The organism is Sphaerospermopsis kisseleviana CS-549 (assembly GCF_028329225.1).
In the GTDB taxonomy this organism is placed as follows: domain Bacteria; phylum Cyanobacteriota; class Cyanobacteriia; order Cyanobacteriales; family Nostocaceae; genus Sphaerospermopsis; species Sphaerospermopsis kisseleviana.
In genome coordinates, this window is record NZ_JAQMTI010000327.1 from 1 (window position 1) to 16357 (window position 16357).

The window sequence follows — 16357 nt, forward strand, 5'->3', positions numbered from 1 at the left end:
CCAGTCCCCAGTCCCCAGTCCCCAGTCCCCAGTGCAACCACAAAAATCATACCCTCAAAGATGTCTTCGCCATCTGTCGCAATGATGATTTTACATAACTAAAACTTATTGGTAATAAGTAACTAAATTTCATTACTAATCGTGGTCAAATTTCCGTTACAAGGTTGAGATTTTCCCGTAGTATCAGAATTGAAGCAAATAAAAATCAACGGTTCATCCTTTCAGGTCAGCCGCCGATTTTGCTGAAATATAGCTTATACTGCCGTTGTTACAAGAGAGGAATACTAAATGGCTACTTACAAAGTCACTTTAATCAACGAAGCTGAAGGTACAACTAACGAAATTAACGTTAAAGACGACGAATATATTCTAGACGCTGCTGAAGAAGCAGGTCTTGATCTTCCCTACTCCTGCCGCGCTGGTGCTTGCTCTACCTGTGCAGGTAAAATCGTTTCTGGTACTATTGATCAATCTGATCAATCTTTCTTAGATGATGATCAAATCGAAGCTGGATATGTTTTGACTTGTGTTGCATACCCAACTTCTGACTGTACAATCCAAACACACAAAGAAGAAGAACTTTACTAAAAGTCGAACTTTACTTTTTTGAGAACTTACCACCGCCTTACTGTTACAGCAGTACAGCGGTGGATGTTTTGTATCAATTTCTTCTCTTGTTATTTCTAGCTTACCGCAATTATCTACCTGTTTTGCTATCTGAAGATGTTAAGAAAGGTTGAATTTCGTTACCAAGTATTTTAAGTTCTGTACCCGGATAATAAAACTGAAGAATTTTAGCACTTGGCCAGCCGAGTTTGGCTAAATTTTGAGCGCCTGTTTGACTTAACCCTACTCCATGGCCTAAACCTCCACCAATAAAAGCGTATCCCCAGATCCCTGGTGTACCTTTGTTGAGAGGTTGTAAATAAAATAGTGTACTGCGGGGAGCCGCAAAGGCGCTGCGAACTTCATCTTTATGTAAGGTGAAAACGCCAATATCGGTTTTTACAGCTAGTTCTAAAATTCTACCGCTGTTGCTGCGCTTGGTAACAGCCATAGCTTCAATGGTTTTGAATTTGCTATATGGACTCTTTTTTGCCCGCAAAAATTTTTGTAAGTCTTTGGTAATATCTTCTAAGCTAGTTTGTTTGCTCCAGCGGAATACATCCCATTTACTTTCATTAAATCCTTGTTTCAGGTTAATAAACTGCCGTAAATTATTTTCATCTGCTAAATTATTTTTTGATATGTCCCAAATATTTGTAGCTGCATCCACTACTGGACGCAAATAAGGACGATCTTCTCCATTCCACACATCGCTAAAGTAAGCTGTAACTCCACCTGTGGTTGAAGAATAGAGGGCATCGACTAATTCGTTATTATGGGTTAATACCATGCCCCTGGTGGCAGCGATCGCTTGATCTGTGGTTTTTGCCACGCCATTTAGTCCATCATAAACCTGGCAGTGTGTATCCGCACATAATTGATAGTTATCAACTTCAAATCTGCGTACATTCCGCAGGGCATAGGTGCGGGCAATTATAGCCTGAGCTTCTAGGGACGCTTGGGGCGCTCTTGTGCCAATTTCATAAGGTAAAACTCCCCGTAAATATGTTTCTAAAGGAACTTGATTGACTAAGGAGTAGCTACCATAAGCATTTGGCTGTAATTTCAATCTCCCTGGGAAAAGACGAGCATTTTCTGGCTTTGTGCCTGTATTCAACCGAATTAAATTTTTATCTGTGGTAATTTCTAAATAATTATTGCTGTATCGCTTACCGTTAATTTCCCAACTGACTTGCGGTACTTGTTGGAGAATTTGTGTATCTAAATATGGCAGCTTTTGTCCTGATTTTTGTATGTTTTGTAACAACAATCTCCTGAGTAAAGGACTGCTGTAAACATCTCGTTTTGCCCATACTTGCCAGCGTTCAGGTTGAGCTATTTCCACTTCTACACCTTGAGAACGCCAATTTCTGGCGCTGTCTTCTGCTGTTTCAAAGGTGCGATAGTTGCCTAAAACTACTACCTCCTGCACTTTTGCTTGAGGCAAAGTCTCCATGACGGTTTCCAGTTGGATGGGGTTGGCAGTAACTAGGGTTTGCTGTTGATGACCTTGTTGCCATTTTAGCTTTAGGCGATCGCCTTTGGTCGGTGTCAATTTTAATTTAGCAGTAGGTGTAGATCCAAATCGCTGGACAATACCAATTTTCAGTTCCACATCTGGGTTATTGTTGACAGGAGTTGATGCAGCAGTCAGTCCCAGTAAACAGAATGTGGTGAGTATTTTGTAGGAAGAACGCCAGAAAAAGATTTTCATGAAAACCTGATTTTGCTACCACAGTGAGGCTTGAAGGCAACTTTTAAGGAATTTTGTAGCGATTTTGCTTTGTTGTTGATGCCATTCAATCATATCATTACCTTTTTTTTCTCAAATAGTTGCAAATCGAAGTCATAATGATTATGATTTAGCTGGGATAGAAAACTCATCAGCAAAACTTCTATGGTAAAAATTCAAGAAATTCCTTTAAATCAAATTCAACGCCCATTACCGCGTCAGAACGATCCAGCGAAAGTTAAGCAACTAATGGAATCAATAGCAGAAATTGGGCAACAAGAACCGATAGACGTTCTAGAAGTAGATGGAAGCTATTATGGCTTTTCTGGTTGCCATCGTTATGAAGCTTGTCAGCGTCTAGGCAAAGAAACGATTTTAGCTAGAGTCAGAAAAGCTACTCCGAGTGTGCTAAAGATGCACCTAGCTTGACACTCTCCGGGCTAAAGCCACGGAGATTCTACATTCTACGTCAGAATTGGCTCTCTTCAGTTTTCACCAACTAGAGTTGCGAAATTTAAAGAGAATCTTTTGTTCTTAAAGTTTGAGCGGCCAGATAGACTTTAGTCCATTCACCCATAACCTGATGGGTTTTGAGTTGTAAATTTTGGGCTATTGCTTCTATAGAGTGACCGGCTCTGCGTAACTGGAGAATCTGTCTGCCCAGATTAGTGACTTTTTCTTCCAACTGCTGCCATTGGTTTGGTGTTAAACCGAAATTGTGTTCTTGTAAGGAAATTGAGAGCCAGCTTTCTACCAGTTCTGATTGACCTTTGATGGCAAAAACGCGGACAGCATGGTAGCTAATTTTTTCACGCAGTCGGTATACTTCCTTAATTGGCTTATTGAGTTTTTTGGCAATCTCTTCTTGAGTTTTGCCTTGGAGGTATAATTGCAGCCAATCTACTGCGGTTTGTCCCAGATTTTCCAGTAAGTATTGGGCAAATTCTTGATATACAGCTTGACGTAGTGATTGTTGCTCTTCTAATTTTTGTGCTTCTTGATATTGGGCGATCGCCTGATTATCTACCAAGTTCAGGGGGTTATCTGTATCTTCTGTCAGCACTTCATCAGAAACCAATCGAATCAAGTCGTTGGCTGGAACTTGGGTTAGCCCACCACGCTGAACCCGTCGCAAGTAGTTAACAAAACGATAAGCCAAGAGGGGTTGATTACGTACTGGACGCAAACAATATTCTTCGATGCTGGCAAATAGTAAGGTATCCTGTAATCTTCTATCTGTGGTGACATCGGCAATGGCAGACATTTGTTGCTGCATATATGAATCACTTTGCAGCAGTTCTTGGAGAACTTCTTGTAATACATCGACCACACTGCGCTGGCGATCGCGACTTAAAGACACCCAAGTTTGAATTTTATTTCTCAGTGTCATCACGCTTCCCAAGCGATTAATCAGGTTACGATAAGCACGTTCTCGCCCCATTCCTAAGTATCGCTGCTGTAAAATCCGACAGCGATATTCCATTGCTTGTTTAGCTATTTCCAGTTCTTTTGGGGTGAGTAAATCAAATCTTTTGACATCTGATCCCAAAAGCCAAAGCAAAATACTATGTCTAGCGCCCTCACTTTGTTCTGGACATTCAGCAGCGAGTCGCTTTTGCCAATATTGCGCTAAGTGTGCCGCATCCGTTTCCATAGTGAGATTGCGCTCCTCGAAACTCGGCTTTAAAGTTTGCATCACAACCCCTATACCCACTTAAATTACTAACCAATAGCTGCCCTTGTTCTCAAAATACGCAAACTACTTCTCAAAAAATCTTGCTCATTGATTTTTGATCCGAAAGCTGAATTTTTAGTTTAGGTATTTCACTTTGTTAGTCCAAAGGTAAGTATTCAGCTATCAGTAATCAGTAATCAGCTTTCAGATGTAAATAGACTGGTTGTTAATAAAATCATAATTTTACTAGATTACCAGGCTTTGAGCAGAGAAATTCACAGGCTGATATTTGTGTTATTTGTGACTTTTGCTGACGGCTGACGGCTAACGGCTGAATGCTTACTTCCAAAGGTAAAAAAGATTAATTATGAGTCTCTGACGAAAATTAACCTGTCTAAGTTTCAGCTTTCTCTCGTTATTTTTGCGTTCACTTCTTTACCAGTCTTGATATTTATTAGACAATAAGAAAAGTCAAGTCAGAAAAGTCAAGTAGTTTTGCTGTTTACACATCTTTCATAAAAACAAAGATTATTTGGATATGCTCACAATTACAATTATTTCTCCCCGGGGAAACTATTGAGTAAAATTAATCAAAGCTTTAGATTTTTGTATCCAAATATCATTTCTTTACAAAAGTCAGGAGCTATTTTGGTAAAAGGGCAGAACAGGGCATAACTCTTGCTCAATCTCAGTATTCAGAATATTACTATAAATAGTTTATAGGTTTACTGTGACTGAGATCACTGAGTTTAAGTAATTATTTCTGGATATGGCAGTAAGAGAACTAAAAATTTATTGCTTTTGAATACATAGCTATTAGTCCGTAGTCAATTATCGGGTGTGTGGTGTAGGGTGTAGGATTGGGGGAGAATCTTTTTCTTCCTGTCACCTGTCACCTGTCACCTGTCACCTGTTCCCTGTATTTATCTACCGCTAGATGATCTGACGATGGGATTTTCTACAGAGTCTCGATATTGCTGAACTTGGTCTGTATAAGCAATGGGTAAAACAGCTTCGACGTTTTCATGGGGACGGGGGATGATTACCCAAGATTCTAAAGTACCACCATAGACGTTTTCTGCTGCTTCCACACCAGCGGCCATAGCGGTTTTAACTTCAGAAACATCACCACGAATATTCACTGTAAACCGGGCGCTACCTACTCGGATATAACCAACTAAGGTAACTCGTCCAGCTTTTACCATCGCGTCTGCTGCTGCTAGGACTGCGGGAAAACCCTTTGTTTCTAAAGATCCAACGGCCTGTAGTGACATTATTAATCTCCTTTATGAATAAAATTATCTGCTACAAGTTATTTTGATAGCAAATTTGCTTAAAAAATCCGAAAAGGTTCAGATTTGGAAGTGAAGTGGATGGGTAAAATCGTTTCCACATTTTCCGGGGGATTGGGAACTATATAATGTGTGATCACTTGTCCACCATAAACTTCTTCTCCAGAAGCTATTCCCGCAGCAACTGCTGTTTTAACTTCCGCCACCTGTCCCCTGACGGCGACTAACAAGCGTCCGCTTTCTGCGATGCCATAATATACGATTGTGACAGCGGCAGATTTAACCATCGCGTCTGCTGCTGCGAGTACACAGGGAAAACCTAAAGTTTCGATTACGCCAACTGCCATTGGCATGGCTTGACTCTCCAGAAATCCAGAATAAGTGATATTTATTGTACGAGGCTTTGGTCCCCATTTTTTCATTTGGGGAAATTTTCTTTTTGTCAGTAGTCGGTGGTCAAGATGATGTAAACTGATGTTTATGTTTCCAAGTTTTTTACCCGCTGCTGTTGACAAGCTGACAGAACCAGCTTCTATTGCCTTGGCTCAAAGTATCCAAAGTCAAGACATTGCTACTCCTTTAAGTCCTGAACCTATTACCACTACTTACGTACATCAAGGTAGTGGCGATACTCCAATTTTATTGGTTCATGGTTTTGATAGTTCGATTTTAGAGTATCGCCGACTTTTACCCCTGCTGGCTGACAAAAATGAAACTTGGGCAGTAGATTTATTGGGTTTTGGTTTTACAGATAGACAACCGGATATTGCTTATAGTCCCTTAGCTATTAAAACTCATCTCTATTATTTCTGGAAAACCCTGATTAACCAACCTGTGATTTTGGTTGGTGCTTCTATGGGTGGTGCTGCGGCGATAGATTTTACCCTCACTTACCCGGAAGTGGTGCAAAAATTGATATTAATTGATAGTGCTGGGTTGAAAGGTGGTTCAGCATTAAGTAAATTAATGATTCCCCAGTTATATAATTTAGCAGCGGAGTTTTTACGTAATCCCAAAGTGCGCGATCGCATTTGTCGCAGTGCTTATAAAAACCCAGATTTAATAAATGCGGATGCTTTATGTTGTGGGGATTTACACTTAAAAATGCCTAATTGGAGTCAAGCTTTAATTGCTTTTACTAAAAGCGGTGGTTACAGTGCTTTTAAATTTCCGCAATTGGCAACAATTCAACAGTCAACTCTGATTTTATGGGGTGATAATGATAAAATTTTAGGAACTAAGGATGCTCCCAAATTTAAAAAAGCTATTCCCCAAAGTCAGCTAATTTGGATTAAAGATTGTGGTCATATTCCCCACTTGGAAAAAGCAGAAATTACAGCACAACATATTTTAGAATTTAGGTAAGGAGTTAGGAGTCAGGAGTCGGGAGAAAGAATTAGAAGCAGCTAAAAATATTTTCTTTGGGGTAAAGTATTCTGAATCCTTACTAACTGCGGTATGATGTGGAGCTTAAATTCTAATCATACAACCAAGTATTATTAGAGAAATCATCTTTTTTTGTATCTGGTTTAGATTTTTCTACAATTATTTCTGGTGGTTTGTAGGATTTTCTGGGATTAACTGCTAAAGATTTAGTAATTTCTTTTGCAGGTTGTTTTACGGTTTCTTTAACAGGTTCTTTCACTGTTTCTTTCACTGTTTGCTTTTTAAGTTCATTATTTTCTTCTATAAGTTGAGAATTAGATTCAGCTAATTTTAATGCTGTTTTTTTAGTTTCATAAAGTTCTTTACCTAATTTTTCTGATAAAGATTTATGTTCAGATAATGCGGTTTTTAATTCAGTGATTTCTTTTTGTAGTGCAGTTTCTTGATTTTGGTATTTTTCCAAAGATTCCTGTAGGTTCTTGATGGTAATTTCTAATTCTGCTTTAGTAGGATTTGCGCGTTTAGCAGTGGTTTCCCAGGGTGTTTTAACTGTGGTTTCCTCAAATGTAGAAATTTCTGTTTCTGCTGTTTCTGCTGTTTCTTCTGTATCTAAGACTTTTTCTGCTGTAACTTCAATCGCAGTTTCATCGGGAGATGGGGTAAATTTTTGAGCTTCTTCTTGTAATAATTCAGTCAGACGTTTTCTAGGCATTATTTTCTCCTATTTAATTATTTTCTTATTTCTAAAGTTGCGATTTTTTGCTTTCTTAAATTACTAACTGTTCACTCATCTTTTGTTCCAAAGAATCCAACAAAGTATCCACATCTTTACCAACTTGTTCAAAACACTTTTGCGGTGCTGGTTCAGGCGCAAATTGAATTAATTTAATTTCTCCTTTACCGATACCAATCATTAAAACTTCTGTTTCTGGTTTATTATTATCAATAATTCCTAGAAGTTCTTGTAGTCGGTTTTCTACTCGCTCATTTAATTTTTCTACCGCTTCTTGAGGACAATAAACAAAATGCGGCTGAGGTTGTAAATCAATACCAATAGTTCCTTGACTATCGCCATTTTCTAACCACAATCCCCAAAATAAAGCAGCTAATTCTTGCTGATTTTCTTTGACAAATTTATCTAATTGTCTCCGCCACTTGGTATCCCCGGTTTCTGGTTTTGCACTGCTAAACATAATTGGTGATTGGTAATGGGTAATTGGTGATTGGTGATTGGTGATAAATATAAATATTTTTTTATTAAAATTCTGAAATCCTGACTCCTGACTCCTGACTCCTGAAAATCTATCTTAACCCCGATTGTACACGCCAGAGATTGGTGTAAACGCCATCTTTCTCTAACAGTTGTTCATGAGTTCCTGATTCTACTAATTGTCCATGTTCCATGACATAAATGCAATCAGCATTGCGGATGGTAGAGAGACGGTGAGCGATCGCAATTGTTGTCCTGTTAACTGTTATCCTTTCTAAAGAACGCTGAATAGAAGCTTCTGTTTCATTATCCACTGCCGATGTCGCTTCATCCAAGATTAAAATGGGCGGATTTTTCAAAACTGCACGAGCTATAGCTATTCGTTGTTTCTGTCCACCAGATAACTTTTGTCCCCGCTCTCCCACAATTGTCTCATAACCTTGGGGCAATCGCATAATAAAATCATCGGCTTCTGCGACTTTCGCGGCCATGATAATATCTTCCTGGGAAGCGTCAAATGTGCCATAGGCAATATTTTCCGCTACAGTACCATGAAACAGAAACACATCCTGACTAACCAAACCAATACAACGGCGTAAATCTCGTAAATTTAAACTTTGTAAATTCACACCATCAAGAGTAATTTTACCATATTGGGCTTCATAAAATCTCAGCAAAAGTTTAACTAAGGTGCTTTTTCCTGACCCTGTTGAACCCACAATAGCAATGGTATTTCCGGCGGGAATTTCTAGAGATAAATGTTTAATTACTGGTAGTCTATCTTTATAAGCAAAAGTCACATTTTGAAACTCTACCGCACCCCGCACCAATTCCACCGGTAAATTAATATTTCCTGTATGAATCTCAATCGGAGTATCTAACAAATCCATAACTCGATTAGTAGAAGCCATTGCCCTTTGATATAAATCAAAAGTATCTCCTAATCTGGTTAAAGGCCACAATAACAATTGTACTAAAAACACTAAAGAACTATAAGCACCAACGGCTAGATTACCTGCTATGACTTGCATTCCCCCAAAAATCAATAATATTGTGAATGCTGCTAAAATAAACATTCTAATAATGGGAATATAAGCGGCATAAAAAGCAATTGCTTTGGCATTACTAACCCGATAAGCATTACTTTCCGATTCTATCCGCGCTGCTTCATAATCTTCAGATGTAAAACTTTTAATAGTAGTAATCCCACTCAGATTATTAGATAATCTGCCATTAAGTAAACCCACCTTTTCCCGTACATTAGCATAGCGGGGAGCAAGTAATTTCTGAAAAGCTACCGAACCCCCTAGAATAAAGGGCATAGGTAACATAGCCATCCATGCTACACTAGGAGCTAAAATAAAAAAGGCGCTGCCAATAATTACAATAGTTGTAATCACTTGGATAATATCATTTGCACCCACATCTAAAAAACGCTCTAGTTGGTTAACATCATCATTGAGGATAGACATTAAACCACCCGTACTGCGTTCTTCAAAATAAGCTAATTCTAAGTCTTGTAGGTGTTTATAAGCATCCAGACGTAAATTATGCTGAATATTCTGCCCCAAATTCCGCCAAAGTAACTTATAGCGATACTCAAAAAATGATTCTAAGATCCAAGTAACGACCGTGAGAAATGATAAAATAGCGAACTGCCCAGAAATATTTTTAATACCTAACTGAGCAATGATAGAATCTTGTTGTTTGACAACCACATCCACCGCAATACCAATTAAAGCCGGTGGTGCTAAGTCAAAAACTTTATTGAGGATAGAAGCACCAGTAGCTAACCAAATTTGTCGTTGATATTCATGTCCATAGTCCAGTAGACGTTGCAGAGGATGTACAAAATGCCTACGCTTTCTTGATGCTTTGTGAGATTTGATTTCTGTAGCCACAGCCCTTTAAAGTCGCGTGCACCCAATATTACCATAAATCAGGTAATATATCTGGCTTCCTGAGCAAGAGAAGAATTATATTACTAGCAGTGTATTTTCAGAAACCTAATTAAAAATAGTTATAGGTGGGTTATTTTCAGCCAAATTAACATTAAAAATCTAAATTTTGGGCAAATATTAGTTTTAATTAACTGAATTTGTGTTATTTTACTCAAAAACCAGTATATAAAAGGAGATATAACCTTGAAAAATCAACAACTTGGAAATTTACAGACTTCAATTATAGGAATAATAGCGGCAATAATAGTGATTTTGGGGTTAAATTCCTTTGTCATTATCAATCCTGGACAAGCGGGAGTGATTAGCATCTTGGGTAAAGCTAGAGACGGTGCGTTAACAGAAGGTATCCACATTAAACCGCCATTTATCTCAGTGATAGATGTGTATGATTTAACGGTGCAGAAATTTGAAGTTCCCGCAGAAAGTTCTACCAAAGATTTGCAAAATTTAACTGCGAGATTTGCCATTAATTTTCGTCTTGATCCGATTCAAGTAGTTCAAGTCAGAAGAAAACAAGGTACATTAGAAAATATAGTTTCTAAAATTATTGCTCCTCAGACTCAGGAAGCATTTAAAATAGCAGCAGCAAAACGTACAGTAGAAGAAGCAATTACCAAAAGAAGTGAATTAAAAGAAGATTTTGATACAGCATTAGGCGATCGCTTAGATAAATATGGGATAATCGTATTAGATACGAGCGTAGTTGACTTAACCTTTTCTCCAGAATTTGCGCGAGCAGTTGAAGAAAAACAAATTGCGGAACAGAGAGCGCAAAGAGCCGTCTACATAGCAAGAGAAGCCGAACAAGAAGCCCAAGCCGAAATTAACCGCGCTAAAGGTAAAGCCGAAGCTCAAAGACTGTTAGCAGAAACTCTCAAAGCTCAAGGAGGACAATTAGTTTTACAAAAAGAAGCAATTGAAGCTTGGAAAACAGGAGGCGCACAAATGCCAAATGTGCTTGTTATGGGTGAAAATTCCCAAGGCAGTATTCCCTTTATTTTTAACTTGGGTAAAATATCAAATCAATCTTGATTTGTATCAAAAATGCAAGGAGTCAGTAGGGGCAACCCCCTGTGGTTGCCCTCTTGAGTCAGGAGTGAGCAAAAAAGAAGAAAACCATAATAGGCTGTAAATTGATATCATTAACACTGGTGGAATTTGACAAAACTGGAGCATCCTTTTTATTAACTCAGTCTCACTAGAAACAAAAGCTGATTACTGATTACTGACTGCTGAATGCTTACTTACTTACTTACTTACATATATAAAATATAGAGCATGAAGATTTGATTTTTCAATTCACGAAATATACCTTAATCTTCTATAATTCTATTAACTTTTACCTTTTTCCTGTCTAACCAAGTAAATTCACACATCCAATTGCTATATGTCAACTTCTAACCGCACTAACCTCACCATTTCCGAAGCCAAAAAAATCCTCAACAAATTTAACTGCTTAGATATAGCACCAGTTCTCAAGCCATTAGAAAAAGCCTTAACCCGTGAGGCAATAATTTTGCTTATTAAGCAGTCTGATTACCAAATTTTAGGGATTTGTGCTGATACAGCTGAAGAAGGAATTTTGGCAATGAAAACCTATTCTCACGCTTTCGGTTATCAAGCACCAGATGATTTACCTCACCCAGAAGGTCCAGTTTATATCAAATTAAACGGTAAAAATGGACTGTGTTATTTAGATTCCTACGCCGGACATCATCGCGGTGTATTAGTTTCTTGTCAATCCTATTATGAAGGTGGAGTAAATGAAATGTATGGACATTTACCCCTGGATTTATTTGTTGGATAGGTGACAGGTGACAGGTGACAGGTGACAGGGAAGAGGGGTAATAGTAATCAATTACCCATTACCAATTATCAATTACCAATCACCAATTACCCATTACCCATTACCCATTACCCATTACCAAATTTTATGAGTCTTATTACATTACAATCAGTTAAAAAAGATTTTGGGATCAAAGAAATATTAAAAGATGCCACATTTAGCATTGATGCCACTGATAAAGTTGGTTTAATTGGTACTAATGGTTCTGGCAAATCAACATTATTAAAAATGATAGCTGGGCTAGAATCAATTGATGGCGGACAAATTTTAACTAACTCTGGTGCTAAAATTATTTACTTACCTCAACAACCAGAATTAGATGAAAATCACACAGTTTTAGAACAGATATTTGCTGATAGTGGTGAACATACAAATTTAGTACGGGAATATGAAGAACTGACGGATAAATTAGCTCATTATCCCGAAGATTCTATATTAATGTCTCGCTTATCTCTTGTCATGCAGCAGATGGATGCTACTGGTGCATGGGAATTAGAAACCAATGCGAAAATTATTCTCACAAAATTAGGAATTGCTGACTTTGATGTGAAAGTTGGCACATTATCAGGAGGTTACAGAAAGCGGATAGCACTAGCAACAGCTTTGTTAGCTGAACCAGATGTATTATTGATGGATGAACCTACAAACCATCTGGATGCTTTATCTGTGGAATGGTTACAAAGTTATTTAAATCGCTTTCGTGGTGCATTATTTCTCATTACTCACGACCGCTATTTTTTGGATAAAGTTACTAATAGAATTATCGAAATTGATAGAGGTGACATTTACACCTATTCCGGTAATTATTCCTATTATTTAGAAAAGAAAGCCTTAGCAGAAGAATCTGCTGTAAGTAGTCAACGTAAACATCAAGGTGTATTACGTCGAGAATTAGAATGGTTAAAGAGAGGACCAAAAGCCAGAAGCACCAAACAAAAAGCCCGGATTCAACGTATTCAAGCAATGCGCGAAACTGAGTTTAAACAAGCTCAGGGTAAGGTTGATATTTCTACAGTTAGCAGACGTATTGGTAAAAAAGTTATTGAACTCAATAACATTACTAAAGCTTACAATGATAGAACTTTAATTAATGATTTTACCTATGAATTTAGTCCCGAAGATAGAATCGGGATTATTGGTGGAAATGGTTCTGGAAAATCAACTTTAATGAATATTATCACCGGACGCATTCCCCCAGATAGCGGTACTGTAGAAATTGGTAGTACAATACATATTGCTTATTTTGATCAACATTCTGAAGAATTACTATCAGCAGTTAATGAAAATCAGCGCGTAATTGATTACGTTAAGGAAGAAGGGGAATTTATCAAAATTGCTGACGGGACAAAAATTACTGCTTCCCAAATGTTAGAGCGTTTTTTGTTCCCAGGAAATCAGCAATATGCACCCATTTATAAACTTTCTGGGGGAGAGAAACGGCGTTTATTTTTGTTACGCTTGCTGATTAGTACGCCGAATGTTTTGATTTTAGATGAACCGACTAATGATTTGGATGTGCAAACGTTAGCAGTTTTGGAAGAATATTTAGAAGATTTTTCTGGCTGTGTAATTGTAGTTTCCCATGATCGGTATTTTTTAGATCGTACTGTAGATACTATTTTTGCACTAGAAGAAGGTGGGAATTTACGACAGTATCCGGGTAATTATTCAGTTTATTTAGATTACAAAAAAGCTGAAGAAACTGCACAACAGGAAGCAGTTAATAGTAAAGAAAAGGCGAAAAATACCACCGAGGGAAAAACACCAACTCCAGAAACAGAAACTAAAAAACGTCGGCGTTTATCTAACTGGGAAAAACGAGAATTTGAGCAGTTAGAAGGTAAAATTGCCCAATTAGAAACAGAAAAAGCAGAAACAGAAAAGGCTTTAGCAAATGTGCCACCGGGAAAATATACCCAAGTGCAAAATTTATATGAACAGGTAGAAGCACTCAAGCAAGCTATAGATGTAGCCACAGAACGCTGGTTAGAATTGGCAGAAATGGATGCGTAGAGAAGGCAGGAGGCAGAAGGCAGAAGTAAAAATTCTCGTTCCCATACTCTGTATGGGAATGAATTATATAAGTCTCTGACTTCTATTAAAGCAGAGGCAGAGCCTCTGTTATGTCATTCCTAGCCAGAGACTAGGAACGAGATATTTTCTTCTTACTGTCACCTGTCACCTGTCACCTGTCACCTGTTCCCTGATTTAAGAATTATTTACGTCTTCCCCAGGCCAAGGTTGATCTACACTTATTACCCAAGGGATACCATTATTTACTGGTGAACTAATACTAATTTTGGCTTTATTAGCAAAACGCTTTAACTTATCTGCTAGATAGGGAACATTAATCATGATATTTTGGTAACTTTCGATATCATGACAAACCATCATTAATATTAAAATACCACCATTAACCTTAAAATACCAATGGCAACTGGATAAGACGACGCGCACCGTATTTTCACACGCTAGGAAAAAGCGTTTTTTAGTAACTTCTTCCAGTTGACTCATTAATAATTCGCTGATTTGCGTAGTTTTATAGGTAGGCAAATCATCTGGAGAAAGGTGTGATTTAGTCATATAATGTCGTCCTTTTTGAAAAGAACAAGATACTGACGTAATCTCTATTATTCTTGATAATTAGAATCTTAAATTACGTCAAATTTTGAGATATTCCTATCTGACAACCGTTCACTCCCTTATGAATGTTTATATAGTTGATATTTGCTCTCATCTAATTTTCCACATATTTTCTTTATAAATTGAAATACAAAACTTTATGAAGTTTTGTTAATATTGGCAAATCTAGATGCAGAACAGGTTTGAGAACCCGTTGAGTTTTTAAGTGTTTTCAGAAAATTTACATAAATATATACAAATATACAATCAATCTCTCAACAAAATTGAGGAGAAAAATTTGTACCTAGCCAGCAAATTGGCAAAATGTTGTGATATATTAGCCATCAATTTCAGGACTTACGCAAAATATCTCTCCAACCCTCTTTCCTTAGTGTCCTTCGCTCCTATGCCTTCGGCACGCTTCGCGAACGTGGTTCATTCTTCCGTGACTTATGGGTAAGTCCTAAATTTAATAAGATGAATTAAATAAGACCAAATATTTTTTAATTCATGAAAAAATTAAAAATATATTAAGTATAATTATAATCAAAAATTAAACGAGATAATGATAACTATTGGTTTGATTATAAACAATAATCAGGAAGATAAAAATATGCAAGTTAGCGCCCGTAATGCACTCAAAGGCACTGTCAAAAAAGTTTTACCTGGGTTGGTTAATTCTGAAGTAATAATAGAAATAGCTCCTGGAGTTGAAGTAACTTCAATCATTACTAAAACTTCGGCTGACAACCTAAAAATTCAAGAAGGTAGTCAGGTTTATGCTGTAATTAAAGCCACTGATGTGATCATTGCCACTGACTAAAATAGTAAATTTTTAGTCTTGATTAATTTCTAAAAAATCAATTATTCAAAAATTTTGGGTGGGTACTTTACTTACCCAAAATTAATTTACATTTGTCTGAATTTTATGTATTTAAATAAGTTTTATAGGTAGATTTGACCACAATTAAAACATAAATTGTTTTGCTTAATTTACCATTAAAGTTGGTAAAAGTCAACATGAACTTTCAATACAACTCATCATTGCATCTGTGTTCACAACCGTGTGAGCGATACAAAAAAAAGAGAGATAGAAAACTCTACCTCTCACCAGGGTATGTATAAATTATTGAAACATTAAACCGAATCAGATTTTAGTATCTGCTGGGTTTGTGAACGATGAAGCTTAAAACTTGGCACTGTTTGATGTTGTCAAAACCAACAACACGAATATAGCAGTTACCATACAGAGAACGACAAGCTTGAACTTCGCTCAATACTTCACGGGTGGTTTTAGCACCAAACAAAGGTAACTTCCACATTGTCCAGAAAAGTTCGGTAGGTTCAGAAGTTTCGTTAAACTCAACTGCTGGGATATAACCTTGACTTAAAATGTACTGAACTTGCTTTTCAATTTGCGCGTCAGACAGAGGAGGAAGATAGGAAAGGGTTTCGTAACGACGCTCTTTTGGTAAAGTTTGCATAGCTGTTGTTAGTTAAGTGGCTATTTTTTACTATTTGGTTTTTGGCACTTAAGCCTATCCTAATCAGATAAATTATCTAAATCAGGATCTGAGATTTTCTGCTGTTCTGTTTTTGGGCTGGGACTTGATAAATCTAGTTGCGTGATGCGTTCGAGATGCTGGCGACGCTGTTTCATATTGGCTTCCTGAATGCCAGTACGCACCATTTCCGGTAAGAAATCGGTTACTTCCTCTGCTATGTGTTCCCGGACAGTCATTATCCGCAAAGCCAAATCTGACTTTACTAGAAACAGTTCCTCTATGTACGCTTCTCCGTCTTGAATTTTCCCGGCAGAAAAGTTTTGCAACCAATGTGCTAGAGGAGGATTAGTTTCGCCTAGCTGCGCCAAAACAGTCATAAGTGCCTGATAAGTCAGATAACTTTGGAGAGTTTTGGCTGTGTCTTTTGCAATTTGCTTGAGATTCATGCTTGACCCAGCCCCATAGATTTTAGATTTTGGATTTTGGATTTTAAATTGCTCTAATAGTCCAAAATCGCAAATC

The 16357-nt window shown here is 37.5% G+C and carries 17 protein-coding genes; 7 read left to right on the top strand and 10 right to left on the bottom strand.

Annotated elements, in window-relative coordinates; all coding sequences use genetic code 11:
• Window positions 1-288 precede the first annotated feature (288 nt).
• Entirely contained in the window at window positions 289-588 is a 300-nt protein-coding gene (locus PN497_RS25500; RefSeq protein WP_096569889.1) for a ferredoxin, read from the top strand.
• Between the two features lie 109 nt (window positions 589-697).
• On the opposite strand, the gene PN497_RS25505 is transcribed toward PN497_RS25500, so the two are convergent.
• Window positions 698-2320: a SpoIID/LytB domain-containing protein gene (locus tag PN497_RS25505; RefSeq protein ID WP_096569891.1), complete on the bottom strand. Its 1623-nt coding sequence runs from the start codon at window positions 2318-2320 to the stop codon at window positions 698-700.
• Between the two features lie 183 nt (window positions 2321-2503).
• On the opposite strand from PN497_RS25505, the gene PN497_RS25510 reads away from it, so the two are divergent.
• Window positions 2504-2767 (top strand): ParB N-terminal domain-containing protein, encoded by a 264-nt coding sequence (locus PN497_RS25510; protein WP_096569893.1) that lies wholly within the window; start codon window positions 2504-2506, stop codon window positions 2765-2767.
• A gap of 85 nt (window positions 2768-2852) precedes the next feature.
• Here the strand turns inward: PN497_RS25510 and PN497_RS25515 are convergent, their stop codons facing one another.
• From PN497_RS25515 to PN497_RS25525, 3 genes are all read right to left on the bottom strand, one after another.
• Window positions 2853-4046 (bottom strand): HetZ-related protein 2, encoded by a 1194-nt coding sequence (locus PN497_RS25515; protein ID WP_096572743.1) that lies wholly within the window; start codon window positions 4044-4046, stop codon window positions 2853-2855.
• A gap of 890 nt (window positions 4047-4936) precedes the next feature.
• Window positions 4937-5287, bottom strand: coding sequence for a carbon dioxide-concentrating mechanism protein CcmK (locus tag PN497_RS25520; protein ID WP_096569894.1), 351 nt, complete (start codon window positions 5285-5287; stop codon window positions 4937-4939).
• 59 nt (window positions 5288-5346) lie between these two features.
• On the bottom strand, window positions 5347-5658 hold the full coding sequence (locus PN497_RS25525; protein ID WP_096572744.1) for a carbon dioxide-concentrating mechanism protein CcmK: 312 nt from the start codon (window positions 5656-5658) through the stop codon (window positions 5347-5349).
• A 127-nt stretch (window positions 5659-5785) separates the two neighbouring features.
• On the opposite strand from PN497_RS25525, the gene PN497_RS25530 reads away from it, so the two are divergent.
• Window positions 5786-6670 carry an alpha/beta fold hydrolase gene (locus PN497_RS25530; RefSeq protein WP_096569896.1) on the top strand — a complete coding sequence of 295 codons (885 nt, stop codon included), beginning with the start codon at window positions 5786-5788 and terminating at the stop codon, window positions 6668-6670.
• A 112-nt stretch (window positions 6671-6782) separates the two neighbouring features.
• Here PN497_RS25530 and PN497_RS25535 read toward each other — a convergent pair whose 3' ends face one another.
• From PN497_RS25535 to PN497_RS25545, 3 genes are all read right to left on the bottom strand, one after another.
• Entirely contained in the window at window positions 6783-7403 is a 621-nt protein-coding gene (locus PN497_RS25535; protein WP_096569898.1) for a V-type ATP synthase subunit I domain-containing protein, read from the bottom strand.
• A 55-nt stretch (window positions 7404-7458) separates the two neighbouring features.
• Complete coding sequence (gene ccmS / locus PN497_RS25540) at window positions 7459-7884, bottom strand: beta-carboxysome assembly chaperone CcmS (protein ID WP_409349347.1); 426 nt, start codon at window positions 7882-7884, stop codon at window positions 7459-7461.
• A gap of 109 nt (window positions 7885-7993) precedes the next feature.
• The gene (locus PN497_RS25545) at window positions 7994-9802 is read right to left on the bottom strand and encodes an ABC transporter ATP-binding protein (protein ID WP_096569902.1); all 1809 of its coding nucleotides are present in this window, start codon (window positions 9800-9802) and stop codon (window positions 7994-7996) included.
• Between the two features lie 243 nt (window positions 9803-10045).
• Here PN497_RS25545 and PN497_RS25550 point away from each other — a divergent pair, with 243 nt between their 5' ends.
• From PN497_RS25550 to PN497_RS25560, 3 genes are all read left to right on the top strand, one after another.
• On the top strand, window positions 10046-10894 hold the full coding sequence (locus PN497_RS25550) for a prohibitin family protein (RefSeq protein WP_187041029.1): 849 nt from the start codon (window positions 10046-10048) through the stop codon (window positions 10892-10894).
• Between the two features lie 355 nt (window positions 10895-11249).
• The gene (locus PN497_RS25555) at window positions 11250-11669 is read left to right on the top strand and encodes a DUF1824 family protein (RefSeq protein WP_096569906.1); all 420 of its coding nucleotides are present in this window, start codon (window positions 11250-11252) and stop codon (window positions 11667-11669) included.
• 126 nt (window positions 11670-11795) lie between these two features.
• Entirely contained in the window at window positions 11796-13721 is a 1926-nt protein-coding gene (locus PN497_RS25560) for an ABC-F family ATP-binding cassette domain-containing protein (RefSeq protein WP_096572745.1), read from the top strand.
• Window positions 13722-13916: 195 nt separating this feature from the next.
• On the opposite strand, the gene PN497_RS25565 is transcribed toward PN497_RS25560, so the two are convergent.
• Window positions 13917-14291: a hypothetical protein gene (locus tag PN497_RS25565; protein ID WP_096569908.1), complete on the bottom strand. Its 375-nt coding sequence runs from the start codon at window positions 14289-14291 to the stop codon at window positions 13917-13919.
• Between the two features lie 652 nt (window positions 14292-14943).
• On the opposite strand from PN497_RS25565, the gene PN497_RS25570 reads away from it, so the two are divergent.
• Complete coding sequence (locus tag PN497_RS25570) at window positions 14944-15153, top strand: TOBE domain-containing protein (protein WP_096572746.1); 210 nt, start codon at window positions 14944-14946, stop codon at window positions 15151-15153.
• Between the two features lie 331 nt (window positions 15154-15484).
• On the opposite strand, the gene PN497_RS25575 is transcribed toward PN497_RS25570, so the two are convergent.
• A complete protein-coding gene (locus tag PN497_RS25575; protein WP_096569910.1) occupies window positions 15485-15814 on the bottom strand; it encodes a ribulose bisphosphate carboxylase small subunit in 330 nt (109 codons plus the stop codon).
• Window positions 15815-15873: 59 nt separating this feature from the next.
• A complete protein-coding gene (gene rcbX / locus PN497_RS25580; RefSeq protein WP_096569912.1) occupies window positions 15874-16281 on the bottom strand; it encodes a RuBisCO chaperone RbcX in 408 nt (135 codons plus the stop codon).
• Window positions 16282-16357: the final 76 nt, after the last annotated feature.